Origin of the sequence: Vibrio sp. R-1, from assembly GCF_035615595.1 — a bacterium.
GTDB classification, from domain to species: domain Bacteria; phylum Pseudomonadota; class Gammaproteobacteria; order Enterobacterales; family Vibrionaceae; genus Vibrio; species Vibrio cholerae.
In genome coordinates this window covers 20,678-45,525 of the sequence record NZ_WPDC01000024.1, presented here as the reverse complement: position 1 = coordinate 45,525, position 24,848 = coordinate 20,678, and the positions used below count along the sequence as shown (strand labels likewise).

Annotated in this window: 27 protein-coding genes; 15 read left to right on the top strand and 12 right to left on the bottom strand. The window is 48.1% G+C overall.

Annotation, left to right across the window (positions count from 1 at the left end):
- Positions 1-353 precede the first annotated feature (353 nt).
- Both ushA and ybaK read left to right on the top strand, forming a co-directional pair.
- Positions 354-2,015 carry a bifunctional UDP-sugar hydrolase/5'-nucleotidase UshA gene (ushA, locus tag GOU96_RS07680; RefSeq protein ID WP_000809002.1) on the top strand — a complete coding sequence of 554 codons (1,662 nt, stop codon included), beginning with the start codon at positions 354-356 and terminating at the stop codon, positions 2,013-2,015.
- 133 nt (positions 2,016-2,148) lie between these two features.
- Positions 2,149-2,631: a Cys-tRNA(Pro) deacylase gene (gene ybaK / locus GOU96_RS07675; RefSeq protein ID WP_258502222.1), complete on the top strand. Its 483-nt coding sequence runs from the start codon at positions 2,149-2,151 to the stop codon at positions 2,629-2,631.
- 70 nt (positions 2,632-2,701) lie between these two features.
- Here the strand turns inward: ybaK and GOU96_RS07670 are convergent, their stop codons facing one another.
- Positions 2,702-3,955, bottom strand: coding sequence for a uracil-xanthine permease family protein (locus tag GOU96_RS07670; protein WP_000786152.1), 1,254 nt, complete (start codon positions 3,953-3,955; stop codon positions 2,702-2,704).
- 220 nt (positions 3,956-4,175) lie between these two features.
- Here GOU96_RS07670 and GOU96_RS07665 point away from each other — a divergent pair, with 220 nt between their 5' ends.
- Entirely contained in the window at positions 4,176-5,324 is a 1,149-nt protein-coding gene (locus GOU96_RS07665; protein WP_258502220.1) for a DUF2066 domain-containing protein, read from the top strand.
- Positions 5,325-5,490: 166 nt separating this feature from the next.
- On the opposite strand, the gene GOU96_RS07660 is transcribed toward GOU96_RS07665, so the two are convergent.
- From GOU96_RS07660 to GOU96_RS07645, 4 genes are read right to left on the bottom strand one after another with little or no spacing between them, the layout of a single operon-like run.
- Positions 5,491-5,907 (bottom strand): DUF2069 domain-containing protein, encoded by a 417-nt coding sequence (locus GOU96_RS07660; protein ID WP_001918774.1) that lies wholly within the window; start codon positions 5,905-5,907, stop codon positions 5,491-5,493.
- A 23-nt stretch (positions 5,908-5,930) separates the two neighbouring features.
- Positions 5,931-6,491 (bottom strand): NAD(P)H:quinone oxidoreductase, encoded by a 561-nt coding sequence (gene wrbA, locus GOU96_RS07655; RefSeq protein WP_000623696.1) that lies wholly within the window; start codon positions 6,489-6,491, stop codon positions 5,931-5,933.
- Positions 6,488-6,838: an arsenate reductase (glutaredoxin) gene (gene arsC / locus GOU96_RS07650; protein WP_000117768.1), complete on the bottom strand. Its 351-nt coding sequence runs from the start codon at positions 6,836-6,838 to the stop codon at positions 6,488-6,490. The genes wrbA and arsC overlap by 4 nt, the downstream gene beginning before the upstream one ends.
- Positions 6,839-6,860: 22 nt before the next feature.
- Positions 6,861-8,315: a tetratricopeptide repeat protein gene (locus GOU96_RS07645; protein ID WP_258502235.1), complete on the bottom strand. Its 1,455-nt coding sequence runs from the start codon at positions 8,313-8,315 to the stop codon at positions 6,861-6,863.
- Between the two features lie 183 nt (positions 8,316-8,498).
- Here GOU96_RS07645 and GOU96_RS07640 point away from each other — a divergent pair, with 183 nt between their 5' ends.
- From GOU96_RS07640 to mlp24, 3 genes are all read left to right on the top strand, one after another.
- The gene (locus GOU96_RS07640; protein WP_000433304.1) at positions 8,499-8,735 is read left to right on the top strand and encodes a sulfurtransferase TusA family protein; all 237 of its coding nucleotides are present in this window, start codon (positions 8,499-8,501) and stop codon (positions 8,733-8,735) included.
- Positions 8,728-9,792 carry an AI-2E family transporter gene (locus GOU96_RS07635; protein ID WP_000462611.1) on the top strand — a complete coding sequence of 355 codons (1,065 nt, stop codon included), beginning with the start codon at positions 8,728-8,730 and terminating at the stop codon, positions 9,790-9,792. The genes GOU96_RS07640 and GOU96_RS07635 overlap by 8 nt, the downstream gene beginning before the upstream one ends.
- A 190-nt stretch (positions 9,793-9,982) precedes the next feature.
- Complete coding sequence (gene mlp24 / locus GOU96_RS07630; RefSeq protein ID WP_001212591.1) at positions 9,983-11,854, top strand: methyl-accepting chemotaxis protein Mlp24; 1,872 nt, start codon at positions 9,983-9,985, stop codon at positions 11,852-11,854.
- A 101-nt stretch (positions 11,855-11,955) separates the two neighbouring features.
- On the opposite strand, the gene bcp is transcribed toward mlp24, so the two are convergent.
- Together bcp and GOU96_RS07620 are read right to left on the bottom strand one after the other, a co-directional pair.
- The gene (gene bcp, locus GOU96_RS07625) at positions 11,956-12,423 is read right to left on the bottom strand and encodes a thioredoxin-dependent thiol peroxidase (RefSeq protein ID WP_258502216.1); all 468 of its coding nucleotides are present in this window, start codon (positions 12,421-12,423) and stop codon (positions 11,956-11,958) included.
- 14 nt (positions 12,424-12,437) lie between these two features.
- Entirely contained in the window at positions 12,438-12,980 is a 543-nt protein-coding gene (locus GOU96_RS07620; RefSeq protein ID WP_095473123.1) for a glycine cleavage system protein R, read from the bottom strand.
- Positions 12,981-13,257: 277 nt separating this feature from the next.
- On the opposite strand from GOU96_RS07620, the gene dapA reads away from it, so the two are divergent.
- Positions 13,258-14,136 (top strand): 4-hydroxy-tetrahydrodipicolinate synthase, encoded by an 879-nt coding sequence (gene dapA, locus GOU96_RS07615; protein WP_000491214.1) that lies wholly within the window; start codon positions 13,258-13,260, stop codon positions 14,134-14,136.
- Positions 14,137-14,193: 57 nt separating this feature from the next.
- Positions 14,194-15,213 (top strand): outer membrane protein assembly factor BamC, encoded by a 1,020-nt coding sequence (gene bamC, locus GOU96_RS07610; RefSeq protein WP_175247992.1) that lies wholly within the window; start codon positions 14,194-14,196, stop codon positions 15,211-15,213.
- A gap of 92 nt (positions 15,214-15,305) precedes the next feature.
- Here the strand turns inward: bamC and GOU96_RS07605 are convergent, their stop codons facing one another.
- The 4 genes from GOU96_RS07605 to GOU96_RS07590 are packed head-to-tail and all read right to left on the bottom strand — an operon-like array spanning position 15,306 to position 17,708.
- Complete coding sequence (locus GOU96_RS07605) at positions 15,306-15,518, bottom strand: DUF2897 family protein (RefSeq protein WP_000404231.1); 213 nt, start codon at positions 15,516-15,518, stop codon at positions 15,306-15,308.
- Position 15,519: 1 nt separating this feature from the next.
- Positions 15,520-16,194 carry a M15 family metallopeptidase gene (locus tag GOU96_RS07600; RefSeq protein ID WP_180978934.1) on the bottom strand — a complete coding sequence of 225 codons (675 nt, stop codon included), beginning with the start codon at positions 16,192-16,194 and terminating at the stop codon, positions 15,520-15,522.
- A gap of 2 nt (positions 16,195-16,196) precedes the next feature.
- Positions 16,197-17,330: a succinyl-diaminopimelate desuccinylase gene (gene dapE, locus GOU96_RS07595; protein WP_042987851.1), complete on the bottom strand. Its 1,134-nt coding sequence runs from the start codon at positions 17,328-17,330 to the stop codon at positions 16,197-16,199.
- Between the two features lie 30 nt (positions 17,331-17,360).
- Positions 17,361-17,708, bottom strand: a complete 348-nt coding sequence (locus tag GOU96_RS07590; RefSeq protein WP_000156597.1) for an ArsC family reductase — start codon at positions 17,706-17,708, stop codon at positions 17,361-17,363.
- A gap of 250 nt (positions 17,709-17,958) precedes the next feature.
- Between GOU96_RS07590 and GOU96_RS07585 the strand changes: the two genes are divergently transcribed.
- Positions 17,959-18,246 carry a winged helix-turn-helix domain-containing protein gene (locus GOU96_RS07585; RefSeq protein WP_000423624.1) on the top strand — a complete coding sequence of 96 codons (288 nt, stop codon included), beginning with the start codon at positions 17,959-17,961 and terminating at the stop codon, positions 18,244-18,246.
- A 66-nt stretch (positions 18,247-18,312) separates the two neighbouring features.
- Here GOU96_RS07585 and GOU96_RS07580 read toward each other — a convergent pair whose 3' ends face one another.
- Positions 18,313-18,669, bottom strand: coding sequence for a DUF2956 domain-containing protein (locus GOU96_RS07580; protein WP_000799586.1), 357 nt, complete (start codon positions 18,667-18,669; stop codon positions 18,313-18,315).
- A gap of 143 nt (positions 18,670-18,812) precedes the next feature.
- Between GOU96_RS07580 and GOU96_RS07575 the strand changes: the two genes are divergently transcribed.
- The 6 genes from GOU96_RS07575 (at position 18,813) to flaG (ending at position 24,833) form a co-directional block, all read left to right on the top strand.
- Entirely contained in the window at positions 18,813-19,277 is a 465-nt protein-coding gene (locus GOU96_RS07575) for a DUF2919 domain-containing protein (RefSeq protein ID WP_001270703.1), read from the top strand.
- Between the two features lie 65 nt (positions 19,278-19,342).
- On the top strand, positions 19,343-20,251 hold the full coding sequence (locus GOU96_RS07570) for a Dyp-type peroxidase (RefSeq protein WP_267782243.1): 909 nt from the start codon (positions 19,343-19,345) through the stop codon (positions 20,249-20,251).
- Between the two features lie 123 nt (positions 20,252-20,374).
- A complete protein-coding gene (locus GOU96_RS07565; RefSeq protein ID WP_113628540.1) occupies positions 20,375-21,511 on the top strand; it encodes a flagellin in 1,137 nt (378 codons plus the stop codon).
- Positions 21,512-21,799: 288 nt separating this feature from the next.
- Positions 21,800-22,933, top strand: coding sequence for a flagellin (locus tag GOU96_RS07560; protein WP_033932815.1), 1,134 nt, complete (start codon positions 21,800-21,802; stop codon positions 22,931-22,933).
- Between the two features lie 234 nt (positions 22,934-23,167).
- Complete coding sequence (locus GOU96_RS07555) at positions 23,168-24,298, top strand: flagellin (protein WP_324701951.1); 1,131 nt, start codon at positions 23,168-23,170, stop codon at positions 24,296-24,298.
- Between the two features lie 73 nt (positions 24,299-24,371).
- The gene (gene flaG, locus GOU96_RS07550; protein WP_000405330.1) at positions 24,372-24,833 is read left to right on the top strand and encodes a flagellar protein FlaG; all 462 of its coding nucleotides are present in this window, start codon (positions 24,372-24,374) and stop codon (positions 24,831-24,833) included.
- The last annotated feature ends 15 nt before the right edge of the window (positions 24,834-24,848 follow it).

Below are 24,848 nucleotides of genomic sequence, written 5' to 3'. Positions count from 1 at the left end.
ACGCCTATCAATACGGCTCTGTTGCAGCAAACGACGGTTTCTGTAGATTAAACGCTTGCGCGCACAAAACGGATTAAAAGCCCATCTCATTAGTCAAACGTTTGCCTGTGATCCGAGCAGGTTATCTTTTTAACTCTTTCTATTGATTACATTATATTGGCTACTTTTAGGTGATCTACTCTACATAAATATGAAATCAAGCTGTCTCACCAAGTCGGTTACTTTAAACTAAGTCAAGTTTTACCCGCACTCCAAGCAATGTGCTCAAGCGATGTGCTGTGGTAAACGACTGCGCCGTGCGAGCGCCCAACGACATTTCAAGCAGTGGTTTTCATCAGTTCAAAGGTATGACAATGAAACAAGGCCTCATTCTAAAATCCGTCCTCAGTGCAGCCATTATTGCCTCTTTGGCAGGTTGTGCAACTGCACCCGCTCAGCAGTGGGAAGCAGACAAAACCTACAAACTCACTATTCTGCACACCAACGACCACCACGGCCGTTTCTGGCAAAACCAGTATGGTGAATATGGTATGGCAGCACGTAAAACGCTGATTGATCAACTGCGTGCCGACATTGAAGCTCAAGGTGGCAGTGTATTACTGCTCTCGGGTGGTGACATCAATACTGGGGTACCAGAATCAGACCTACAAGATGCAGAGCCTGATTTCAAAGGTATGAGCAAAATCGGTTACGACGCTATGGCGCTGGGTAACCACGAATTTGATAATCCACTTGAAGTGCTGTTTAAGCAAAAAGAGTGGGCGAACTTCCCAATGCTGTCGGCCAACATTTACGATAAAGCGACCGGTAAGCGTCTGTTTGAACCGTACCATATCTTTGATAAGCAAGGGATTAAGATTGCGGTTATTGGTTTAACCACTGAAGACACCGCGAAAATTGGTAACCCAGAATACATCGGTGGCATCGACTTCCGCGATCCGAAAGAAGAAGCGAAGAAAGTGATCGCTGAGCTGAAGAAAAAAGAGAAGCCAGATCTTATCATCGCAGTAACGCACATGGGCCACTACCAAAACGGTGAGCATGGTGTGAACGCACCGGGTGATGTTGCTTTGGCGCGCTACTTGCCAGCGGGTGAGTTGGATATGATTGTCGGCGGTCACTCACAAGAACCTGTGTGTATGGAAGGCCCAAATCTGGTGAAAAAGAACTTTAAGCCGGGTGACGAATGTAAGCCTGATATTCAAAACGGCACTTACATTGTGCAAGCTTACGAGTGGGGTAAATACGTCGGTCGTGCGGATTATGAATTCCGTAACGGTGAGCTGAATATGGTCAGCTATAACCTCATTCCCGTTAACTTGAAGAAGAAAGTTGAAGTGAATGGTGAAACTCAGCGTGTGTTTGCGACTTCTGAAATTAAAGAAGACAGCGCAATGCTAGAGTTCCTGCGCCCATTCCAAGAGAAAGGCCAAGAGCAACTGAGCATCAAGATTGCCCACAGTAACGGTAAGCTAGAAGGCGATCGTAACGTGGTGCGTTTTGAGCAAACCAACTTGGGCCGCATGATTGCAATGGCGCACATGCAACGTGCTAAAGCCGATTTTGCGGTAATGAACTCTGGTGGCGTACGTGATTCTATCCAAGCCGGTGACATTACGTATAAAGATGTACTGAAAGTGCAGCCATTTGGCAACATCGTCAGCTACGTGGATATGAATGGTCAGGAAGTGCTGGATTATCTCAATGTCGTCGCTACCAAGCCGGTCGATTCAGGTGCGTATGCCCAGTTCGCCGGGATTTCAATGACGGTTGCGGATGGCAAAGTCTCTAACGTGGTCATCGGTGGCAAACAACTGCGTCTCGATGCGACCTACCGTTTCACTGTGCCAAGTTTTAACGCAGCGGGTGGTGACGGTTATCCAAAAATTACTGACCACCCAGGCTATGTCAACACTGGCTTTGTGGATGCCGAAGTACTGAAAGATTACCTTGAGGCGAACAGTCCAATCGATGTGAACCGTTTCGCGCCAGCGGGCGAGATTGTTTATCGTTAATAAGGTTTGACTCGCAAAGTTGAATTGCGTTTACTGACAGGCGGTGTGCAAACACCGCCTTTTTTGTTTTGCCATACCCATATGGCCCGAGCTCTGCCCATCAGCAGTGTGAGTAAATGAGGACACGTGATTCATGACTCCTGCAATCAATCTTGCAAAGAAAAATAAAATCTCCCATACCATCCATCAGTATGAACATGATCCAAGCCATGCCAGTTATGGCCTAGAAGCGGCGCAGGCGCTCGGTCAAGATCCTAAGCGCGTATTCAAAACCTTACTGTTTTGTATGAATGGCGAGGAAAAAAATCTCGCGGTAGCGATTATTCCTGTCGATCACAAACTGAATTTAAAGCTCGCGGCCAAAGCGGCCAAAGCCAAAAAAGCCGAGATGGCCAAACCAGAGATTGCTGAGAAAACCACAGGTTATGTGGTGGGGGGGATAAGTCCTCTCGGCCAGAAAAAAGCGCTGCCAACCTTTATTCATCAAAGTGCGCAAAGCCAAGCGACGATTTGTGTCAGTGCAGGTAAACGTGGTTTAGAAATTGAGTTATCACCGCAAGATCTCGCGCGCTTAACCCGTGGCCAGTTTGCGGATTTGTGCCAAGAGGAGAATTAATCGATACCCCTGTAAAAACGGCCTCAAAGGGAGGCCGTTGATTCTAGAAGTGGTGAGAAGTTAGCGAAGATTAATGGCGTGCTTCTTCTTCCATCTGTGCATTGTCCACTACGTGGTTTTCACCTAAGTCGTTTGGCAGAACGAGGTTGAGCACAATGGCGACGATACCGCACAAGCTCACGCCTTGCAGGCTAAAGTCACCCACGCCGAATGCCATACCACCAATACCAAAGACCAGAGTGACGGCCACAATCACCAGATTGCGTGATTTGTGCAGATCCACTTGGTTTTTGATCAGCGTATTCAAACCGACGGTGGCGATGGATCCAAACAGTAGAATCATGATGCCGCCCATGACCGGAACCGGAATGGTTTGCAGCAGTGCACCGAGTTTGCCCACCAAAGCAAGTACGATGGCCGTGATGGCCGCCCAAGTCATGATCGCTGGGTTAAATGCACGAGTCAGCATCACGGCACCAGTCACTTCACTGTATGTGGTGTTGGGTGGCGCGCCAAGCATGGTTGCGGCCATGGTCGCGACCCCGTCACCAGCGATAGTGCGGTGTAAGCCCGGTTTTTTTAGGTAATCTTTGTTGGTCACATTTGAGATAGCCAGCATATCGCCTACGTGTTCGACCGCAGGAGCAATCGCGACTGGGATCATAAACAGGATGGCGTTGATGTTAAATTCAGGGAAAGTGAAGTTGGGTAACGCAAGCCAAGCGGCTTGTTCCACCGCCGCAAAGCTGACGACACCCATTACCAGTGAGAGTGCATAGCCGCTGACAATGCCCGCGAGGATAGGAACTAGCTTAAAAAAGCCTTTAGCGAAGACACTGAATACCACTGTGACCAAAAGTGAAATACAAGAAATCCAGAGTGCGGCTTGTGGATCGACGAGTTGTACGGAGCCATCCCCCGTTTTGCCCAGTGCCATGTTCACGGCGGCTGGCGCAAGTCCCAGACCAATCACCATAATCACAGGACCGACAACGACAGGAGGCAGCAGTTTGTGGATGATGGCTACACCACGCACCTTAATAATGCCACCGAGTACGATATACACCGCACCAGCGGCCATCAAGCCACCCATAGTGGCAGGAATGCCCCAGGTTTGGATGCCGAACATAATAGGTGCGATAAAAGCAAAAGAAGAGGCGAGGAAAATGGGGACAGAGCGGCGGGTGATCAATTGGAAAAGCAGTGTTCCTAAACCAGCACCGAACAGTGCAACGTTTGGATCGAGTCCGGTCAGAAGCGGGACCAGAACCAACGCGCCGAATGCGACAAACAGCATTTGTGCGCCTTGTATGGCATTTTTCATCGTATTTTCCCTGAGCTAAATAAAAATTCGCGGGATTCTATCACTTCTGCAATCGATTGCGAGCGGAAAAAGATCAAAAATTGACAGGATTATAGGCTATGTTTAAAAACGACGTGGATCGCGTCGCACAAATTCTGACGCACTCCTGTAACCTCTCGCCTTGCTGAACTTTAGATAGTTGCTTATCATCGTCGTTCAGTAAACAGAATGTAGGTATGGTATGCGCTATTTAGCTGTGTTGATGATGGGATTGCTCACGTTTCCCGCCTTCGCCCTCACTCGAGTCAACTTGTATCAGGCAGAAGTTGCGGTCGATCCGCAGCAAAGTAACGCTGATGCGGCGGCGCGTGTCCGTGGTATGGAAGAAGTAATTGTCCGCGCTACTGGTAGCCAAGATGCGCTCAAAAATGGTGCTGTGCAAAAAGCTTTGCGTCAGAGTAACCAGTACATCACCCAGATCAGCACTCAACAAGAGGGGGCTCAGTCGGTGATGCGTTTGCAATTCAGTGCGCAGCACATTCGCTCACTGTTAAGTCAAGCTCAGTTACCCTTCTGGCCAGAAAGCCGCAGTAACTTGCTGGTATGGCTGGTGGAAGAAGCCAACTACGATCGCAGCGTGAGTTGGGAACATGCAGATACGCCGTTACTGAACCAAATGAAAGCTCGCGCCCGTGTTCGCGGCTTACCCTTAACGGTTCCGGTTGGTGATTTTGATGATGTAACCGGTGTGCAGGTCTCCGATTTATGGGGCGGTTTTATCAACCCGATCAGCATCGCAAGTCAACGTTATCCGACCGATGCGGTTCTGGTTGTGCGCGCTCAAGGCTCTGAACTGCGTTGGACTCTGTTTGATCAGTTGGCTAACACCATGGTGAGTCAACCGAAAGCGCCTATCTCAGGTCAAGCCTCGGGTGAGCAAGCGGTCACCGAGATGATTGATGAAATCAGTGATTACTACGCGCGTAAAAGCGCGGTTGTAGTAAGCAGTGAATCCTCGCAATCGGTATTGGCGCAATTTAGCCCACTCGATAGCGCGCAGGATTTCTTTGTGGTTGAGAATAAACTCAAGCGCTTAAGCTCAGTTGCTTCGCTGGATATTTTGAAGGTTCAAGGTACTCAAGTGACCTTTAACGTGCATTTATTGGCCAGTGTGGAAGAGTTCACTAATGAAGTGGTACGCATGGGGCAGGCAGTATTGATGGAGATGCCGCCAGAAGAGCCCGTCTCTGCAGACAATAATTTGCTGGAAAATAGTTCGCTGGAAAATAGTGCGTCAGAAATGCCGGTAGATCCGAGCAACCCAAATAACGCAGCTGCTCAGCCACAACCTGTTCAACCTAAAACTCTCTATTTCTCTTGGCAAGGTTAATGCCTTGAGGAGATAGCCCCAAATGACTTGAGTTGTCAGGAAAGTAGGGGATAAATCAAAGCAAAAAATAGCGCCGAAAAAGGCGCTATTTTTATTTCGATTATTACTTTCCAAGTGGCTTTCATGCGCACTCAGCCAAGCAATGGGTCACCGATAGGCAAAAAGATCATTGGTGGTCAAAATGGGCTTTTTCTTGCTTTTCCACTTCAGAAAGCTTGGTCAGCTTTAATCCTAACTCCTTACCACGTAAGCGCGCATAAAGGGTATTGCCGATAAATGCCGCAAAAGTCAGTAGCAGCTCAACCAAGGCTAACCAACGCTCCCCGCCATCCACATACAGCAAGGTCAAAGCATGCAAGAAATAGAGCATTAAAACAAAGTTTGCCCAAGCATGGGTATAAGGTTTGCCTTTGAGAATGCCAAACAGAGGCAGTAGCAGTGGAATGACCCAGCCTATCGCGAGCGCGGTAGGATTAAGATGAGGATGTGGTGACAACGTGAGTTGCCATAATAGGATCCAAACCAACAGAGCGAGGTTGGCACTCAGTGCCAGCCAGCGATAAAACGCGGTCCGAGGTTGCATTGCAATACTGGAGGTGGTCATTGTTATCCCTTTAACTGTTTGGCCACATGAGCCAGGCGCTTTCCTAGCTGGCGTGCCAGCTCCGCCTCTTCACTAGAGAGTGTTTTTTGTTGATGGACATGGCTTGCACCATACGGTGTACCGCCGGATTGGGTGGTGTGCAAGGCTGGCTCGGAATAAGGTATCCCTAAAATCAACATGCCATGATGCAGCAAAGGTAGCATCATACTCTGCTGGGTTGTTTCCTGCCCACCATGTAAGGTTGATGAAGACGTGAACACGCAAGCTGGTTTATCAATCAGCGCGCCACTCAGCCAAAGTGGCGTGGTTTGATCCCAAAAATGTTTTAATGGCGCGGCCATATTGCCAAACCAAACTGGGCTGCCAAACGCTAAGCCGTCACACTGTTTCAACTCATCAAGGCTAAGGTAAGGATCGCTGTCGCTTGCCGTGCCATCAAGCTCTGCTACGGTTCGCAGCAAGGCTTGGCAACCTTCTACGGATTCCACGCCGCGGGCAATTTGGCGTGCCAATGCTTGCGTACTACCGTGACGGCTGTAGTAGAGCACCACTATCGAAATCATAGAATTTCAAGCACTTGTTCTGGTGGTCGGCCATGACGAGCTTGACCGTTGCACACCACAATCGGGCGCTCAATCAGTTTCGGGTGTTCCGCCATTGCGGCAAACAGCGCATCATCGCTCAATTGGCTATCCCCTAAATTGAGCTCTTTATACAGCTCTTCTTTGCAGCGCATCATGGCACGCACTTCATTCAGCCCCAATTGTTGGTAGAGACGCTTGAGTTCTTCCACCGAAGGTGAGGTTTCTAAATACTTAATCACTTGCGGTGCAATGCCTTGGTTTTCGAGTAAGGCTAACGTTTCACGGCTTTTGGAGCATTTAGGATTGTGATAAATCACGACTGACATAACTTCTCCTGTATCAGATTTATTATTGGAGGGATAAAAAGCGCTCGCGTTGCACCATTAACTGGTCAATCCGCGCATCGTAACGGGCTTGCGCCAAGCTACCCAATTCCACCAACTGACTGGCTTGGGTATAAAACTGAATCGCTTTGTTCCAGTTTGCTTGCAGCGCCATGATTTCACCGCGTGCCGCTAAGTCTTCCGCACTGTTGCCTAAACGGCTATTGGCTTCAGACAGCAGTTGCCAACCATTGATGTCATTAGGATTGTCATGGGTGTAACGTTGCAAGATTCGAATGGCATCGGTGAACTTATCTTGCTTGAGCAGCACGTTCGCATAGTTAATGGTCAGCACTGAGTTATTTGGCGTCTGCTTGAGCGCCTTTTCTAACAAGCTTTGTGCTTTATCGGCTTGCTTGAGCTCAATATACAAATCGCTGATCGCATCGAGATAAAAATGATTGTCCGGTTGTTCTTTAACTAGCTGGGTCAACAGAGGCTCTGCTTTATCGAACTGTTTGAGATCGAGATAGACCAAGGCTTTGCCGTACTGGATAGACGGCTGTAGGGTGGCGTCGATTTTTTTCTCACTGCGAGCAAACCAATCCAATGCTGCGTCGGCATCAATGCCTGCATAACGAGCGATGATCCGTGCGCGCGCCAAATGATAATCCAAGTGTGGAGCAAGTTTGAGTGGCGGATATTGTCTGGCCCGCTCACGGCTATCGGTAATCCGGTCTTCTGGCAGTGGGTGAGTCAGCAGCATAGGGGGCGGCTTACTGGCGTAGCGATATTCATCAGCAAGGCGAGTGAAAAATTGCGGCATGGCGTTTGCGTCAAATCCGGCTTTGGCTAAGGTCGCGATACCAAATCGATCCGCTTCTTTTTCATTGCTGCGTGTGTAGTTAATCTGGCCTTGGATGCTGCCCGCCATGGTGGCGTTGATCGCCGCAATTCCTGCTTCTGGGGCGGCAATCGCCAGCAGTAATGAACCGGCAAGCGCTGCGATTGTCGCGGGAGAGCGACGTGCTTGTTCTTCCATGCTGCGCGCAAGGTGGCGTTGGGTGACGTGAGCAATTTCATGCGCCATGACCGACGCTAACTCACTTTCATTTTGCGCATGAAGGAACAACCCAGAGTGCAAGGCGACGTAACCACCAAAAAAGGCAAAAGCGTTGATGTTACGATCGCGGATCATAAAAAAGGTGAACGGCGTTTTGACATCGTTGGCGCTGGCGACTAAACGATGTCCTAAATTATCAATGTACTCATTGAGCACAGGATCGTTAATCACAGGTTGGTTATTGCGCAGCATACGCATATAAGCATCGCCATAAATCAGTTCTTGATCTATGGTCAGCGTCGAGCCCGCTACCGTGCCAATATCCGGCAATTCGATAGGATCATTTTGTGCAATGGCAGGAAGACATGGCGCTGCAATGCATAGACATAACAGGATACGTGTCGGGAAGAATTTCATAATGGCGGTGCATACTCCGAGTTTATCTGCCTGTAAGACATATCCGATGTCTATTGGTTTCTTGATTTGGCGTTCGAGCAGTGAATTTCCTGTCAAAATCGACCACCCATTAACGCCAATTAGGTGTAACCCTGAACGAAAGCCGATACAATGTGCCACCTATATTAAGGATTAAGCGGCAGAATGGAACCGATTATTCTCGATTTGCGGGAGCAGCGTTGCCCTATGACGTTACTACTGGTTAAACGAGCCGCGGCAGCTCTATCGCCCGGTGAATCGCTGACCATTTTGATTGCCGATCCCGCCTCACAACGTGACATTGAAAAGTATATTGCTCAACAGCCGCTGGATTGTCAGCGCACTCTAAATCACGATCACTGTTCGCTCAAGGTTAGTAAGGAGACTTCGTTTAATGTTTGAAATGGTCAGTCGTTGGTATAAGCGACGCTTCTCCGATCCACACGCTGCCAGCTTGGTGGCGATTTTGTTGTTTGGTTTTATCACCATCTACTTCTTTGGTCATTTGATTGCCCCTTTATTGGTGGCAATTGTACTCGCCTATCTGCTTGAGTGGCCCGTTACGCAGCTGCGTCGATTACGAATTCCGCGCACCTTAGCGGTGATCATTGTGATTACGGTGTTCACTGGCTTGATGATTTTGGCGGTGTTTGGTTTGGTGCCAACGATTTGGAAGCAGGTGGGGAATTTAATTAACGACGTGCCGAATATGTACAATGGTACGCAGAAATTCATCACCAGTTTGCCTGAACGTTATCCGGAATTGGCACATCTAGAGATTGTCGAATCGGTAATCGGTAATGCGAAAAACAAAGTGCTAGGCATGGGCGAATCGGTGGTAAAAGGTTCTCTTGCGTCTCTGGTCAGCTTAGCCACGTTAGGGGTTTATCTGATTTTGGTGCCTCTATTAGTGTTCTTCTTGTTGAAAGATAAACAAGAGATGCTGCGGATGGCGAGTGGCATTTTGCCGCGTAACCGCAAGTTGGCGAATAAAGTTTGGGAAGAGATGAACCAACAAATCTCCAACTACATTCGTGGCAAAGTGCTGGAGATTGTTATCGTCGGCACAGTCAGTTACATCACGTTCGCGATTTTAGATCTGCGTTATTCCGTATTGCTGGCAGTCGCGGTCGGGCTTTCGGTATTGATCCCTTATATCGGCGCTGCAGCTGTAACCGTACCTGTTGCGATTGTGGCCTTGTTCCAATGGGGGCTGACCCCGCAGTTTTACACCTTGTTGATTGCTTACGGCATTATTCAGGCTTTGGACGGTAACGTTTTAGTGCCCGTACTTTTCTCTGAAGCGGTGAACCTACACCCGGTTGCGATCATTATTGCGGTACTCGTATTTGGCGGATTATGGGGCTTCTGGGGCGTGTTTTTTGCGATCCCATTAGCCACTCTCGTTAAGGCGGTGTGGAAAGCCTTACCAAGTATTGATGAAGAGCCCGCTTCCTAAAGAGGCCTAGTGGTGAACAAAAAACCAGCATTTTGCTGGTTTTTTATTGTCATTGAGTCCAAAACGAAAATTTCAGACTAAAGTTTGTAGAGAGAGTTGGCGATATAGCTCCTATAACAAAACCAATTTAATCAACACTATTTATCGCAAATGGGCAAATCAAGGACCCAGAACAGAAGGATCGGACATTATGAGGTTTAGTCAGAAGATCGTTGCCGCTTCATCGGCATTACTACTCTGTGTTATTGCACTGCTGTCATTCCAACAGCTCTCCACCGTTCGTGAGGAGATTGAGTCACTCGTTCAAGATAGCTTGATGGAGATGGTGAAAGGGGTCAAAAACACAATTGAGTCAGATCTTGCCAGTAAAAAGGGATTAGCGCAGTCGACCACTGAGATTTTACAGCTTGATCCAACCAACAAAGCATTTGCTAAGAGTGTTTTAGAATCTCCCAACCTAAAAGGGAGCTTTTTAGCGATTGGTCTTGGCTATGAATCTGATGCGACCGTGGTGGAAAATGATGATGGTTGGGAGCCAAACGCAGATTACGACCCACGTAAGCGTCCTTGGTATGTGGATGCTAAGCGTGAAAGAAAGCTAGTGGTCACCGAGCCTTATGTCGATATCTCGACCAAGAAAATCATCATCTCTATCGGTACGCCAGTTTATCAACAGAGTAACTTTGTCGGTGCTATGTTCTATGACGTAGAGCTGACTCAATTGGCGCAATTGGTTAACTCTGTAAATCTGTTTGATGCGGGTTACCTATTCATCACGACGAAAGACGGCGTTACTATTGCTCACCCGAATGCGGAAAACAATGGCGAAAAATTCAGTCAGTTTTTACCGAATGTCGATCTGAAAGAAGGAACCCAACGGATTGAGCTGGACGGTAAATACTATCTGGTTAAATTTGCCCAAGTGCCATCTGAGAGTTGGTATATCGGCGCTGTGGTGGATGAATCTATCGCGTTTGCGATGGTGGATGATTTACGCCACAGCTCATTGATTTATACCGTTATTGGCGTATTGCTCAGTATCATTGGCTTAAGCTTCCTAATTAAAGTGCTGATGAAGCCTCTGGGTGCGCTGAGTCGAGCCATTGAAGATGTAGCTTCAGGTCAAGGGGATTTAACTAAACGTTTGGACACCAACACCGATATGGAATTTGCAATATTGGCGAAGGATTTCAACGTGTTCTGCGAAACGTTGCAAAAACGTATCCAACACCTAAAAGGGATTGGCGCGGAAATCATGCATGGTACCGAGCAAACGGTACTGGGTGCGCATGAGTCGGCCAGTGCCATGGCGCAGCAGTTGCAAGAGTTGGAGCAGCTCGCGACGGCAATGCATGAGATGGCGGTAACGGCGACAGAAGTAGCGAATAACGCGCAAGGAGCAGCGGCTGCGGCTCACGAGGCTGATGAAGCTTCACAAGATGGCAGTAAAGTGGTGAGTGATACCACGCGATCGATTGATGCGCTTTCTGCTCGTATCGAACAAGCGGTAGAAGAGGTCAAAGGACTAGAAGTGGCGACCGGAAATATCGAAACCATTTTGAAAGTCATTAACGATATTGCTGATCAAACCAACTTGCTGGCACTTAATGCGGCGATTGAAGCCGCGCGCGCGGGGGAATCGGGTCGAGGTTTTGCGGTGGTTGCCGATGAAGTTCGGACGTTGGCGCAGCGTACGCAACAATCGACCACGGAAATTCGCAATATGATCGAACAGTTACAAAGCGGTGCGAGTGCGGTTTCTGTTGCTATGAATGAGAGTAAGTACACGGCGGATGATGCTGTGCAGAAGGCGCAGCTTGCTAATGAATCTCTGCAACGGATTCGTAGCGCTATCCAACGGATCAGTGATATGAACATGCAGATTGCTTCTGCAGCGGAAGAGCAAAGTCTCGTTGCCGAGGAGATCAACACCAATACGGTGAAGATTAAAGACCTCTCGACTCAGGTGGCTGATTCGGCTCAAGCGGCGAGTGTGGCCATGGAAGTACAAACCGAAAACGTGCGCGAGCAAGGCAAACTCCTCAATACCTTTATTGTGTAGCGTTTTGACCTATGCATTTCGCATGCCAATAATAAGGCCAGTCAATGACTGGCCTTAATCTTTTCTGTATTTAAACGGACTAAAATCGGCATTTCTACCGATTATTTGCCGCTCAGATAAGCCAGTACCACTTCATGGTGATTGCTGGTTTTAAACTTATCAAAGACTTGCTCAATCACACCTTGTTCATTGATCAAAAAGCTGATGCGATGTAAGCCATCAAAGATTTTACCCATGAACTTTTTCTCACCCCATACGCCAAACTGTTCAGCCACTTGGTGATCTTCATCTGATAACAGTGAGAAGTTGAGATTATCACGCTCAATGAACTTGCCTAATCGCTTCACGGGGTCGGTACTCACCCCCAGCACTACCACATTGTGTCCTTGCAGCTCCGCTTGAATATCGCGTAGTCCTTGTGCCTGCACTGTGCAGCCTGGCGTCATGGCTTTGGGGTAAAAGTAGAGCAGAACTTTTTTGCCTGCAAAATCCGCAAGCGTTACAAGATTGCCATTTTGATCTGGTAAAGAGAAAGCGGGAGCTGGAGTTCCAGCAGTAAGCGTATTCATAATGATCCCTTTGATTACTGACTGTTTTTTATAAAGTTAAGTGAACCCTGAACATCAAGTGCTGTACATAAGGCATCAAACTCTTCTTGCAACTGCATGAGGTTACAACCTGAGTCCACTCGCGCGCAGATGGCGATGTGGAACTGATTTTGCTCACTGTGCAGTTTGTCTTTGCTGATGGTTTGTGCGCTTAGTGATGCCATACCGATTTGGCGCTGTGCGAAAAATTGGGTGAACTTTTCGGTCAGTCCCAGTTTATCGTCAGACTCTACGTACACTTCCACGGTATAAGCGTGGGTTTGATGATCATGAGGTGATGTACGTTTCATCATGGTGATCAGATCATGCTGTTGGCCAAGCAAAGGTAACGTGGTTTCGACGCGAGTAATGTTGCTTGGGGAGCCAGAAATTAACATCAAAAGTGTAAATTCTTTTCCAAACAGAGCGATGCGGCTATCAATAATGTTGCAACCCGCTTGGGTCACTAATCGAACCACTTCGTTACAAATGCCGGGTCTGTCAGTGCCCACGGCGGTGATCACAAGATGCTGAGTCATACTGTCACTTTAGAGATGATTTTTGGGGCATGTTAACACAGTTAAACTAGAGAAAAAGCGTGACCAAGTGCGTTTTTCCGTGCGCTCACCCTGAAAATGACCACAGTTTGACACCCACGACGAAGTGCCGTGTATAAAGGTCACTCGTCTTGCCCGCCATTTATTGAGGGTATCTTATCAATATTCATCCGCATGGTGATTTAAGCCCATTTCTCCGCTTGTCTTTTTTTAGCGCCATGCATTACCATGCTGAGAGTATCAGATTAGGGAGATAGACATGTTTTCAGGAAGTATCGTTGCGTTAATTACCCCATTTACTCCGGACGGTGAAGTCGATTATATCAGCCTGAAAAAGCTGGTCGATTTCCATGTTGATGCAGGAACCGATGCGATTGTTTCCGTTGGCACCACCGGTGAATCCGCGACGCTAACGGTCGAAGAACACGTGAAAGTAGTAGCAAAAACGGTAGAGTTCGCTGAAGGTCGTCTGCCTATTATTGCTGGAACAGGCGCAAATGCGACCCATGAAGCGGTCACTTTTAGCCGCCTGCTGAACAACACAGGTATTGCAGGGTATTTGAGTGTCACGCCTTATTACAATAAGCCGACCCAAGAAGGTCTGTTCCTGCACTACAACGCGATTGCGCAAGAAACCGATATTCCCGTGATTTTGTACAACGTGCCGGGACGTACCGCTGTGGATATGCGTCCAGAAACTGTTGCCCGTTTATCTGAAATCAAGAACATTGTCGCACTGAAAGATGCGACCGGTGATTTAAGCCGTGTTGCGAAGCACCGTGAGATGTGTAAAGAAGGTTTTGTCCTACTCAGTGGTGATGATGCCACAGGCCTTGAGTTCGTTAAACTCGGGGGGCAAGGTGTGATTTCAGTGACCAACAATATCGCTGCTGCCGACATGGCGAAGATGATGCATTTGGCGCTGGATGGTAAGTTTGACGAAGCGGCGATCATCAACCAACGCTTGATGACTCTGCATAAAAATCTGTTTATCGAATCGAGCCCAATTCCAGTGAAATGGGCAGCCCATAAGATGGGATTGATTGCAAATGGTGATCTGCGTCTACCTTTGACGCAACTTTCGGAACCAGCACGTCCAATCGTTGCCCAAGCCCTGTCTGAAGCCTGTATTTATTAAGGCGCGATCCATTACAATGCCGGGGTATCATGACCCCGGCAATTTTTAGGAGTTTCAATGAAGTTTTCTCGCCAGCTAGTTCTCGGTTCACTGGCTGTTTTGGTTTTAAGTGCTTGCTCCAGCAGCCCCACGCAACGACGCCAAGCCAAAGACGATTTCGACTATCTCGAAACCACAGAATTTAAGCCTTGGGTATTGCCACAAGGTGCCACTCCGCAGTTTTACCCTAACTATGATATTCCGCAGGGCGCGTTTCATGGTGGCGTGGGCAATGTGGTCGATATTCGTCCGCCACAACAAGTGTTGGAACTTATCCCAGGTGCTCGCGCAGAACGTCAAAATGGCGAAGTGACCTTATGGATGTTGCGCCAAGATGAAGCGCAAAAAGTGTGGGATACCGCACTGAAAATGATTGCGGAGCGCAAAATCCCTCTTCGTAAGCAAACCGATTCTATGGTGGAAACGGACTGGGTCGATTGGGTATCAGAAGATGAAGATGTGACGATTGGTAGCCGCTACTTAATGTCGATGGTGGAAACCAATAATCGTTATGGCTTTAAAATTTCGCTGATTGGTTGGCGTGAAAATGGTCAAGTGCAAATGGTCAGTACCACCAATAAAGAGCGTTACAACGCCTTTATGACCAACTTGGTCACGACTCGTTACGACTCCGATGTGCGTGCGGAAGCGGCGCGCCGTGCTCAAGAGCTGGTTAAGCAAATTCCGATTACCATGGGCTCAGATCGCAGTGGATTCCCTGTGATCATTGCGCGTACGCCGTACGATGTACTGTGGCAACGTTTGCCAGAGTTACTGCCCAAAATGGGCTTTACTATTGAAGAGCGTAACCAGTCACAAGGCACGGTTAAAGCCAAATACGCTGCACCAGATGATGAATTCTGGCAACAGGTTGGGGTCAAACCGATTGAGCTTAAATCAGGGACTTACACCTTCCTCTTTGGTGACTTGGGTAACCGTACGTCGATTAACGTGACCGACTCAGCGGGTAAACCGGTCAACGAAGCGCTGTTGAAAGAGATGGTGCCAGTGCTCTCAGCAGTGGTGGATAAGAAGTAATGAAAAAGAAGGGATGCCAAGGCATCCCTTTGTTTTTATTGTCATCCCTAAACCACCGCTTTTAGCGGTAGTCATTGTTTTGCGATTTGTCGTTACCCGTTATCTTTAGGTTCAGAGGGGGTATCCGTGCCTTTGGGTGAGCGCGGATATCTCTTCTGATCCAGTTCATTCAGCCGATCAAGTTCGCTTTTTTTATCCATTTGTCCAAATTTCATGTTGGCGGTGTATTTAAGCGCGGCAATATTCCCGACAATCACGGCGACCACAATCAACGAGATCACCCAAGGGTTAAACAGTATCTCCATGTTATACCTCACAAATATTCGTGATGAAGCGTTGATAAATCTCCGGCAACAGCGCTTGGACTGTCGTTTTTCCTTCCATCGCTACGGCAGAGAGCTGCTCAAGCAATAGGGGCTCACTCAGTGCTGCTAAGCATTGCTGCGCAGTCTGTTTATGACTGATATGCCAAGGTTCAAAGCCAATGCCTTGACCATGCTGATAGGGTAGGAAAAAACCAAATTGAGCCAGATGTGCGTTTAGCCATTGAGAGAACTCACTTTGATGCCCTTCAAGATATTCCCACGGTTCAAGCAGCAGACTGGTGTTCTCTGGTAAAGCATCGCGGTCATACACATCAAAATCCGTTCCCCAATGGTGACGACTTGCGCCCGGCAAGGCTGACCAGAGTAATATGGCTAACACTTTTTCAGCTTCACTCAGTGTGTTGCTATGCAATGGCTGGCTATGTTCATCGAGCAGCGGTTTTTGACCGAGCATTTTCTGGTTCCAGATCGCCAGTTGGCGTTCAAAGGAGCGAAAACCACTGGCGATACAAAGATTAAACCCTGCATCTTGCGCCGCTTGCTTGAGTGCTAAAAGATCCGCACTCACTTGCGGATGCACTTGAAACGCTTTTTGTCCGACCATCACGGAGATCAAATGTGTGTCGGTTTGCCCGGTTAGCTGCTCTGGGGTCATAGTTAGCCTAAAAGATGATTTAAGGTTTTTTGATACATATCGGTCAATTTCTCTAAATCCGCAATACGTACACACTCGTTTACCTTGTGAATGGTGGCATTGACGGGACCGAGCTCAACCACTTGTGCTCCCATTTGGGCAATGAAGCGACCATCGGATGTTCCGCCTGTCGTCAATAACGCAGGAGCTTGATGGTTTACTTCCTCTACTGCCGCGACTACTGCGGCCAGTAGTTCGCCCGTATCGGTCAGGAAGGGTTGGCCGCTGAGAGTCCATTTCACATCGTAATCGAGCCCGTGAGCATCCAAGACCGAATGTACGCGGCGTTTGATCTCTTCATCGGTGAGCTCTGTACTAAAGCGGAAGTTAAACTGCACATCAAATTCACCGGGGATGACATTCGATGTGCCAGTACCCGCTTGCAGGTTAGGAATTTGAAAGCTGGTGGGGGGGAAATAGGCGTTACCTTCATCCCATTGGGTGGCGGCGAGTTCGGCCAATGCGGGGAGCGCTTTATGCACGGGATTATTAGCCAGATGCGGATAAGCAACATGGCCTTGAGTGCCTTTTACCTTCAAATCCCCCGTGATGGAGCCACGACGGCCATTTTTCACCACATCGCCTACGGCTAGGGTACTGGACGGCTCACCGACGATACACATATCGATCAGTTCGTTACGTGCCATTAGCGTTTCTACGACACGGACGGTACCGTTGATAAAGGGGCCTTCTTCATCAGAAGTGATCAAAAAACCGATTGAGCCTTGATGATCGGGATGTTCGGCAATAAAACGCTCTACCGCCACAATCATACAAGCCAGCGAGCCTTTCATATCTGCTGCGCCACGCCCATGCAGGAAACCATCAATCACAGTCGGCTCAAAAGGAGGAGTGTGCCACTGCGCCAGAGGGCCGGCAGGCACCACATCGGTATGACCGGCAAAAACAAACAGTGGAGATTGCGTGCCGCGGCGAGCCCAGAAGTTGGTGGTGTCTTCAAACACCATGCTTTCAATTTCGAAACCCAGCGCTTTTAAGCGCTCAATCATCAGATCCTGACATCCTGCGTCGGCAGGAGTAACGGATTGTCGGCTAATCAGATCTTTTGCCAGAGCCAGTACAGGGCTATCTGTCATCCTTGAAATTCCTTGTATTAATCAAAACGCTTAAGAAAAAAGAGCGCGATACTGGGCATCGCTAAAGCCAAGATGCAGTTCATCTTGACGTTGTAAAATAGGGCGCTTAATCATCGCCGGATGTTCTACTAACAATGCCACGGCATTGTCGGCATTCAAAGTGGCTTTTTGCTCATCACTCAGTTGGCGAAAGGTTGTGCCGCGCTTATTGAGTACTTGTTCCCAACCTAATTGGCTACAAAATCCAGCCACCAATTCTGGGGTAATGCCCTCTTTGCGATAGTCATGAAACTGGTAGGCGACGCCCGATTGTTCTAGCCATTTACGGGCTTTTTTCATGGTGTCGCAGTTCGGAATGCCATACAAAGTGATCGTCATGTTTATCCTTAAATGGGTTTTATTGAAGGCCTGAATGGGTTGCTTCATGGTGTTGAGCTTAGGGCAACCTTGCTTATTGTGCGTTCAATCCTAACAGGAAGGTTCGGCCGAGACAAAAGTGTGATGTAGATATTTCACGCACGGAAAAAATAGCCTACTAAAGTAAATCGATTGGCAAGTTATTGATCAAACGCAACACATCACACAGTAAAACGGAAATAATGAGCACAGCATACTTTAGGAGGTATCAATGGAACTGAGTCCTGTATTCGCAAGGCGCTTATATTTAGCTTTGCTTGTGGAGAGCCTTGAGCGACCCAATGTCCCTAAACTGATTGAAAAGACGGGCTGGCCTCGTCGTACTATCCAAGATGTCATCAAAGCCATGCCGGGTATCGGTATTGAACTGAACTTCGTGCAAGATGGCCGCCGACACAATGATGGCTACTACCAGCTTTCTGACTGGGGTCCCTTTGACAGCCAATGGGTCACCGAACGCAAAAAAGACATTGCGGCAAGCTTAGGGTTTTGTGCTTAAAGCCAGCATCGCTGGCTTTTTCATTTTCCACATCATGCGGCTTGGCACATCATGCGGCTTGGTGCGTCAGCTGTTTTGCCACAACCAGTAACTGATAAAACCTAGCCAACTGAGTGCTAATAATACCCATGCGAGTTTGGCTTGACTGGTATGAGATTCATCGCCGAGTTCGGCTGCATAGTCATCCGCTTCGTGGATTTCCTCTGTCGAAGATTGCTTGGCTTTTAACGCTTTTTTACGCAGCTTATCTGCCTGCCGGTGTTTCTCTTTCTGCTGCTTTTTGTATAAAGCAATCCCTTTTTCGATACCTTGAGTGATGAGCTTAGTTTGCTCTTTGGTTTGTCCGGGGCGCTGAGTCGCTTTCGCAATTTTTAACGCCTCTTGCTGGGTTTGTTCTGACGGAATGAGAGTCGTGTTTTTCATTAATCTATACGTTTTAAAAAGCTTAGGACTAAGACTAGCATGTGAGCGCAGGGTAAAAAATGGGGCGAGCTAAGAATAAGCAGTGGTCATTTAGGGGAATTGCGCTAGAGTGAACAGCCTGTGTTTTATGAGTTGAGAAAACCGTGCGTTATTCGATTGAACAGTATGATAGTCAAGGATTTTTAAAAGCACCGATATGGCTATGGCTAGGATGGCTGTTTCTTAATCGAGCTTGGGTCATGTTTGTGATGGCGGGGGTGAGCCGCGAACAAGGTTCCCATTTGCTCTCATTGATCTATCCCGATCACTCTTTGTTGTATGTTGGACTTGCGATGGGGGCTCCGGCTCTTGCCTTAATGTGGCTCATCACGTTACGCAGTTCGCAGCGGCAATGGGTCAATCAGATTGTCGCGCAAGGTCGTGCGATTTCTTTATTCGTTGTGATAGGCCAATTTGTGCAAACGGCTTTTCACGTTTACTTGCAGCAGGGGGCTTTTCACTGGGCCAACGCATTGACCCTACTCTTATTACTGTGGTTTGGCATTTACCTCGTGCAGAGTCGCCATGTGCGCGACAGTTTAAAAGCCCCCGCGTTGGATAAGGCATGATCATCATCAACGCGATGATTTTTCTTTTTATTACACTGAGCAAAACCGAAAAGTGAGGATTCGTTATGTTTAAGTCACAGACCGCAATCTTGCCAGAAGCTGGCCCGTTTGCCCTGTACACACTACTGAAAGTTCGTCAGAACCACGCCCATGTTTTGCAAGCGCTTAAGGCTTTGCCTGCGTTAGTTGAGGAAATCAATCAAAATCAGCCGGGAGCCGAGCTGACGGTTTCTGTCGCGTTCAGCAAAGGTTTTTGGAGCCATTTTGATATGGCGTTGCCACCAGAACTGATTGATTTTCCTGAGCTGGGTGAGGGCGAAACTCACGCGCCAAGCACGGATGTGGATGTGTTGATCCATTGTCACGCCACGCGCCACGATTTGCTGTTTTATACTCTACGTAAAGGGATTAGCGACATCGCTCAAGATATTGAAATCGTGGATGAAACCTATGGTTTCCGTTATTTAGACGCACGTGACATGACGGGCTTTATTGATGGCACAGAAAACCCGAAAGCAGAGAAACGCGCGGAAGTCGCGTTAGTGGCCGATGGCGACTTTGCGGGAGGCAGCTATGTGATGGTACAACGCTTTGTACATAATTTGCCGGCGTGGAATCGTCTCAACTTAGCGGCGCAAGAAAAAGTGATTGGTCGTACTAAGCCTGATTCTGTCGAGCTAGAAAATGTTCCTGCCGCTTCGCATGTGGGGCGAGTGGATATTAAAGAAGAAGGTAAAGGGTTGAAGATTGTTCGCCACAGCTTGCCGTATGGCAGCGTGAGCGGCGATCACGGCCTACTGTTTATTGCGTACTGCCACACGCTGCATAATTTCAAAACCATGCTGGAAAGCATGTACGGTGTCACTGATGGCAAAACAGACCAACTGCTACGCTTTACCAAAGCCGTGACCGGGGCTTATTTCTTTGCACCGTCGCAAGTGATGTTGCAGGAACTGACACTCAAGAATCAATAATGCAACACCGTTGCATATGTTTCATGCCAAAGCCGAGCCTAGTGCTCGGTTTTTTGATTAAAGAAAACTCACTTTACACCGATAAAAGAACAAGTAAGCAATCGTGTAAGGAGTGCAGCAGCCATGGCCATGACGGTAAATACCAATGTGTCTGCGCTGGTAGCACAGCGACATCTTAATTCTGCGTCCGAGATGCTCAATCAGTCTCTGGAGCGGCTCTCTTCTGGCAATCGAATCAACAGTGCCAAAGATGATGCGGCAGGGCTGCAGATCTCCAATCGTTTGGAAACGCAAATGCGTGGCCTCGGCATTGCTGTGCGCAATGCCAACGATGGGATTTCGATCATGCAGACGGCAGAAGGGGCGATGCAGGAAACCACTCAGCTATTGCAACGCATGCGCGACCTCTCTTTGCAATCGGCCAACGGTTCAAACAGTGCAGCCGAAAGAGTCGCATTACAAGAGGAAATGGCCGCTTTAAACGATGAATTGAATCGAATCGCTGAAACCACCTCTTTTGCAGGGCGCAAGCTACTCAATGGCCAATTTATGAAAGCCAGTTTCCAAATTGGTGCCAGCAGTGGTGAAGCCGTACAACTTTCACTGCGCAATATGCGATCAGACAGTTTGGAGATGGGCGGGTTTAGCTATGTTGCGGCTGCGCTAGCCGATAAACAGTGGCAAGTTACAAAAGGTAAACAACAGCTCAATATCAGCTACGTCAATGCGCAAGGGGAGAATGAGAACATTCAGATCCAAGCCAAAGAGGGAGACGATATTGAAGAGTTGGCGACTTACATCAATGGCCAAACCGATAAAGTCTCTGCGTCCGTGAATGAAAAGGGACAACTCCAGTTGTACATCGCGGGTAAAGAGACTGCCGGAACCCTATCGTTCAGTGGCAGTTTAGCCAACGAATTGCAAATGAACTTATTGGGTTATGAAGCGGTGGATAATCTTGATATCAGCAGTGCTGGCGGTGCGCAACGCGCCGTCTCAGTGATTGATACGGCACTCAAGTATGTCGATGGGCATCGCTCAGAGCTAGGGGCGATGCAAAATCGTTTCCAACACGCGATCAGTAACCTCGATAACGTGCATGAAAACCTAGCGGCCTCGAACAGCCGGATTAAAGATGCGGATTACGCCAAAGAAACCACGCAAATGATTAAGCAGCAAATTTTGCAGCAAGTCAGCACTTCTGTGCTCGCTCAAGCGAAACGCCAGCCGAAGTTTGTGCTGTTTTTGCTGCGTAATTAACGTTGCCTGCTCGACTTTGTCTCTAACTCATTGTTTGTCTGACTCAAGATCAAGCTCGCTTTATCGTCCGTGGTAGAAAAAACTTGAGTGCCAAAGTGCACTTTTTGTGCATTTTATGTGTTTGATGCCTAATTTATCGCCAACCAAACTTTTTTCTTAAAAAATCGAAAATTTTTCCTAAAGGATTTAAAAAATGCGCCGTTATAAAAGGTAACTTTGAGAGAACTACTTTGGTTTTCCGAGACGTCGGAAACCGGATACATCGGAAAATCAATTGGAGAAATCACCATGGCAGTGAATGTAAATACCAACGTAGCAGCAATGACAGCTCAACGTTATTTGACTGGTGCAACCAATGCACAACAAACTTCAATGGAGCGTCTATCTTCAGGCTTTAAAATCAATAGCGCTAAAGATGATGCTGCCGGCCTACAAATCTCTAACCGCTTGAACGTACAAAGCCGCGGTCTGGATGTGGCAGTACGCAACGCGAATGATGGTATTTCAATTGCTCAAACCGCAGAAGGCGCGATGAATGAAACTACCAACATTCTGCAACGTATGCGTGACTTGTCACTGCAATCTGCGAACGGCTCGAACTCCAAATCTGAGCGTGTGGCAATCCAAGAAGAGATCACCGCACTGAATGATGAGCTGAACCGTATTGCAGAAACCACGTCATTCGGTGGTAACAAGCTGCTCAACGGTACCTTCTCAACCAAGTCGTTCCAGATCGGTTCTGACAACGGTGAAGCGGTCATGCTGACCTTGAAAGACATGCGTAGTGATAACCGCATGATGGGTGGTACCAGCTATGTCGCGACAGAAGGCAAAGACAAAGACTGGAAAGTACAAGCGGGCGCGAACGACATCACTTTCACGCTGAAAGACATCGACGGCAATGATCAAACCATTACCGTGAACGCTAAAGAAGGCGATGATATCGAAGAAGTGGCGACTTACATCAACGGTCAAACCGACATGGTGAAAGCGTCTGTCAACGAGAAAGGTCAGCTACAAATCTTTGCTGGTAACAACAAAGTCACCGGTGATGTAGCCTTCTCTGGTGGTCTAGCGGGTGCTCTGAACATGCAAGCGGGTACAGCAGAAACCGTTGACACTATCGATGTGACTTCAGTTGGTGGCGCGCAACAATCGGTTGCAGTTATCGACTCTGCGCTGAAGTATGTAGATAGTCACCGTGCTGAACTGGGTGCGTTCCAGAACCGTTTCAACCATGCTATCAGCAACTTGGATAACATTAACGAAAACGTGAATGCTTCTAAGAGCCGTATCAAAGACACCGATTTCGCGAAAGAGACTACAGCGCTCACCAAATCGCAAATCCTGTCTCAAGCATCAAGCTCTGTGCTGGCTCAAGCCAAACAAGCGCCAAACGCCGCACTCAGCCTGTTGGGTTAATCCCCACACCGCCAAAAAATCCAGCTTCGGCTGGATTTTTTATTGCAGCCAGTTTCATTAATGAGTGCCTAACTTCACGAAAGTGGAGAGGATTTTCTTTTTTTGAAAAAAAGCCTGAAATTTCTCTAAAGGATATTTATTTCTCGCCGTTACAGGATACGAGAGAAATGAGGTAAACCGAGGTGAGGTGAGAGACACCAAGGTTTACCAACTTATCCGCCTAAGGAGATCAATATGGCAATTAATGTAAACACGAACGTGTCTGCCATGACCGCTCAGCGCTATTTAAATGGTGCTGCTGATGGTATGCAGAAATCGATGGAGCGTTTGTCGTCCGGCTACAAAATCAACAGTGCCCGAGACGATGCCGCAGGTCTGCAAATTTCTAACCGTTTGACATCGCAAAGTCGTGGTTTGGACATGGCGGTGAAAAACGCCAACGATGGTATTTCAATTGCTCAAACCGCAGAAGGCGCGATGAATGAAACGACCAACATTCTGCAACGTATGCGTGACTTGTCACTGCAATCTGCGAACGGCTCGAACTCCAAATCCGAACGCGTTGCGATTCAAGAAGAAATTACCGCACTGAATGATGAGCTGAACCGTATTGCAGAAACCACCTCTTTCGGTGGTAACAAGCTGCTCAATGGTACCTTCGCAACCAAGTCATTCCAGATTGGTGCGGATAACGGTGAAGCGGTCATGCTCAGCATGGGCAGCATGCGCTCGGATACTCAAGCTATGGGCGGAAAAAGCTATCGAGCTCAAGAAGGCAAGGCCGCAGACTGGCGTGTCGGCGCAGCAACCGATCTGACCCTGAGCTACACTAATAAGCAGGGTGAAGCACGTGAAGTGACCATTAATGCCAAACAAGGTGACGACTTAGAAGAGCTTGCGACTTACATCAACGGTCAAACTGAAGACGTTAAAGCGTCGGTCGGTGAAGACGGTAAGCTACAACTGTTTGCTTCATCACAAAAAGTCAATGGTGATGTGACCATTGGTGGTGGACTGGGCGGTGAAATCGGTTTTGATGCTGGCCGTAATGTGACGGTGGCGGATGTGAACGTTTCAACCGTGGCCGGTTCGCAAGAAGCGGTATCTATTCTGGATGGGGCTTTGAAGGCGGTGGATAGCCAACGCGCTTCATTGGGTGCATTCCAGAACCGTTTCGGTCATGCGATCAGTAACTTGGATAACATTAACGAAAACGTGAATGCGTCTAAGAGCCGTATCCGTGATACCGATTATGCTCGTGAAACCACGGCGATGACGAAGGCGCAAATATTGCAGCAGGCGAGTACCTCTGTGTTGGCGCAAGCGAAGCAGTCACCATCTGCAGCTCTGAGCTTATTGGGATAACCCTTTGAGCGGTATTGAGCTAGTAAGTAACTTGTGGTTTAAATGTTACTTATAAGGTGGAAGGGAGATTGTTATGGAAATACCATCCTACGCATCGAACATCCAGCCTTACGGCTCACAAAGTGGCACTAAAATTGCTTCAGAAAACGATAATGCAAAAAGCGTTTCGCTTTCAGGGGATAACAGCCGCTCGGTTTCGCGTACAGATAAATTATCTGAACACTTTTCTGAGCAGGTCAGGGCAAGGCAGCAAGAATCGGCAGAGACGGCCATGGCGCAAGCAAAACAGCGCCAACGTCTTAACGAGGAGCAACTTGCCAAGATGGTGGAGCAAATGAATGAGTTTGTGAAATCCATTAACAAAGGCCTGTCTTTCAGATTGGATCGTGAATCCGGGCGCGAGGTGGTTACTATCTACGAAGCCTCGACGGGTGATATTATTCGCCAAATCCCCGAGGAAGAGATGCTTGAAGTATTGCGCCGCCTTGCCCGTGAACAGGATCATCGATCCGGTTTACTGATGGCAAAGGTGTAACACGGTTTTTGAGGT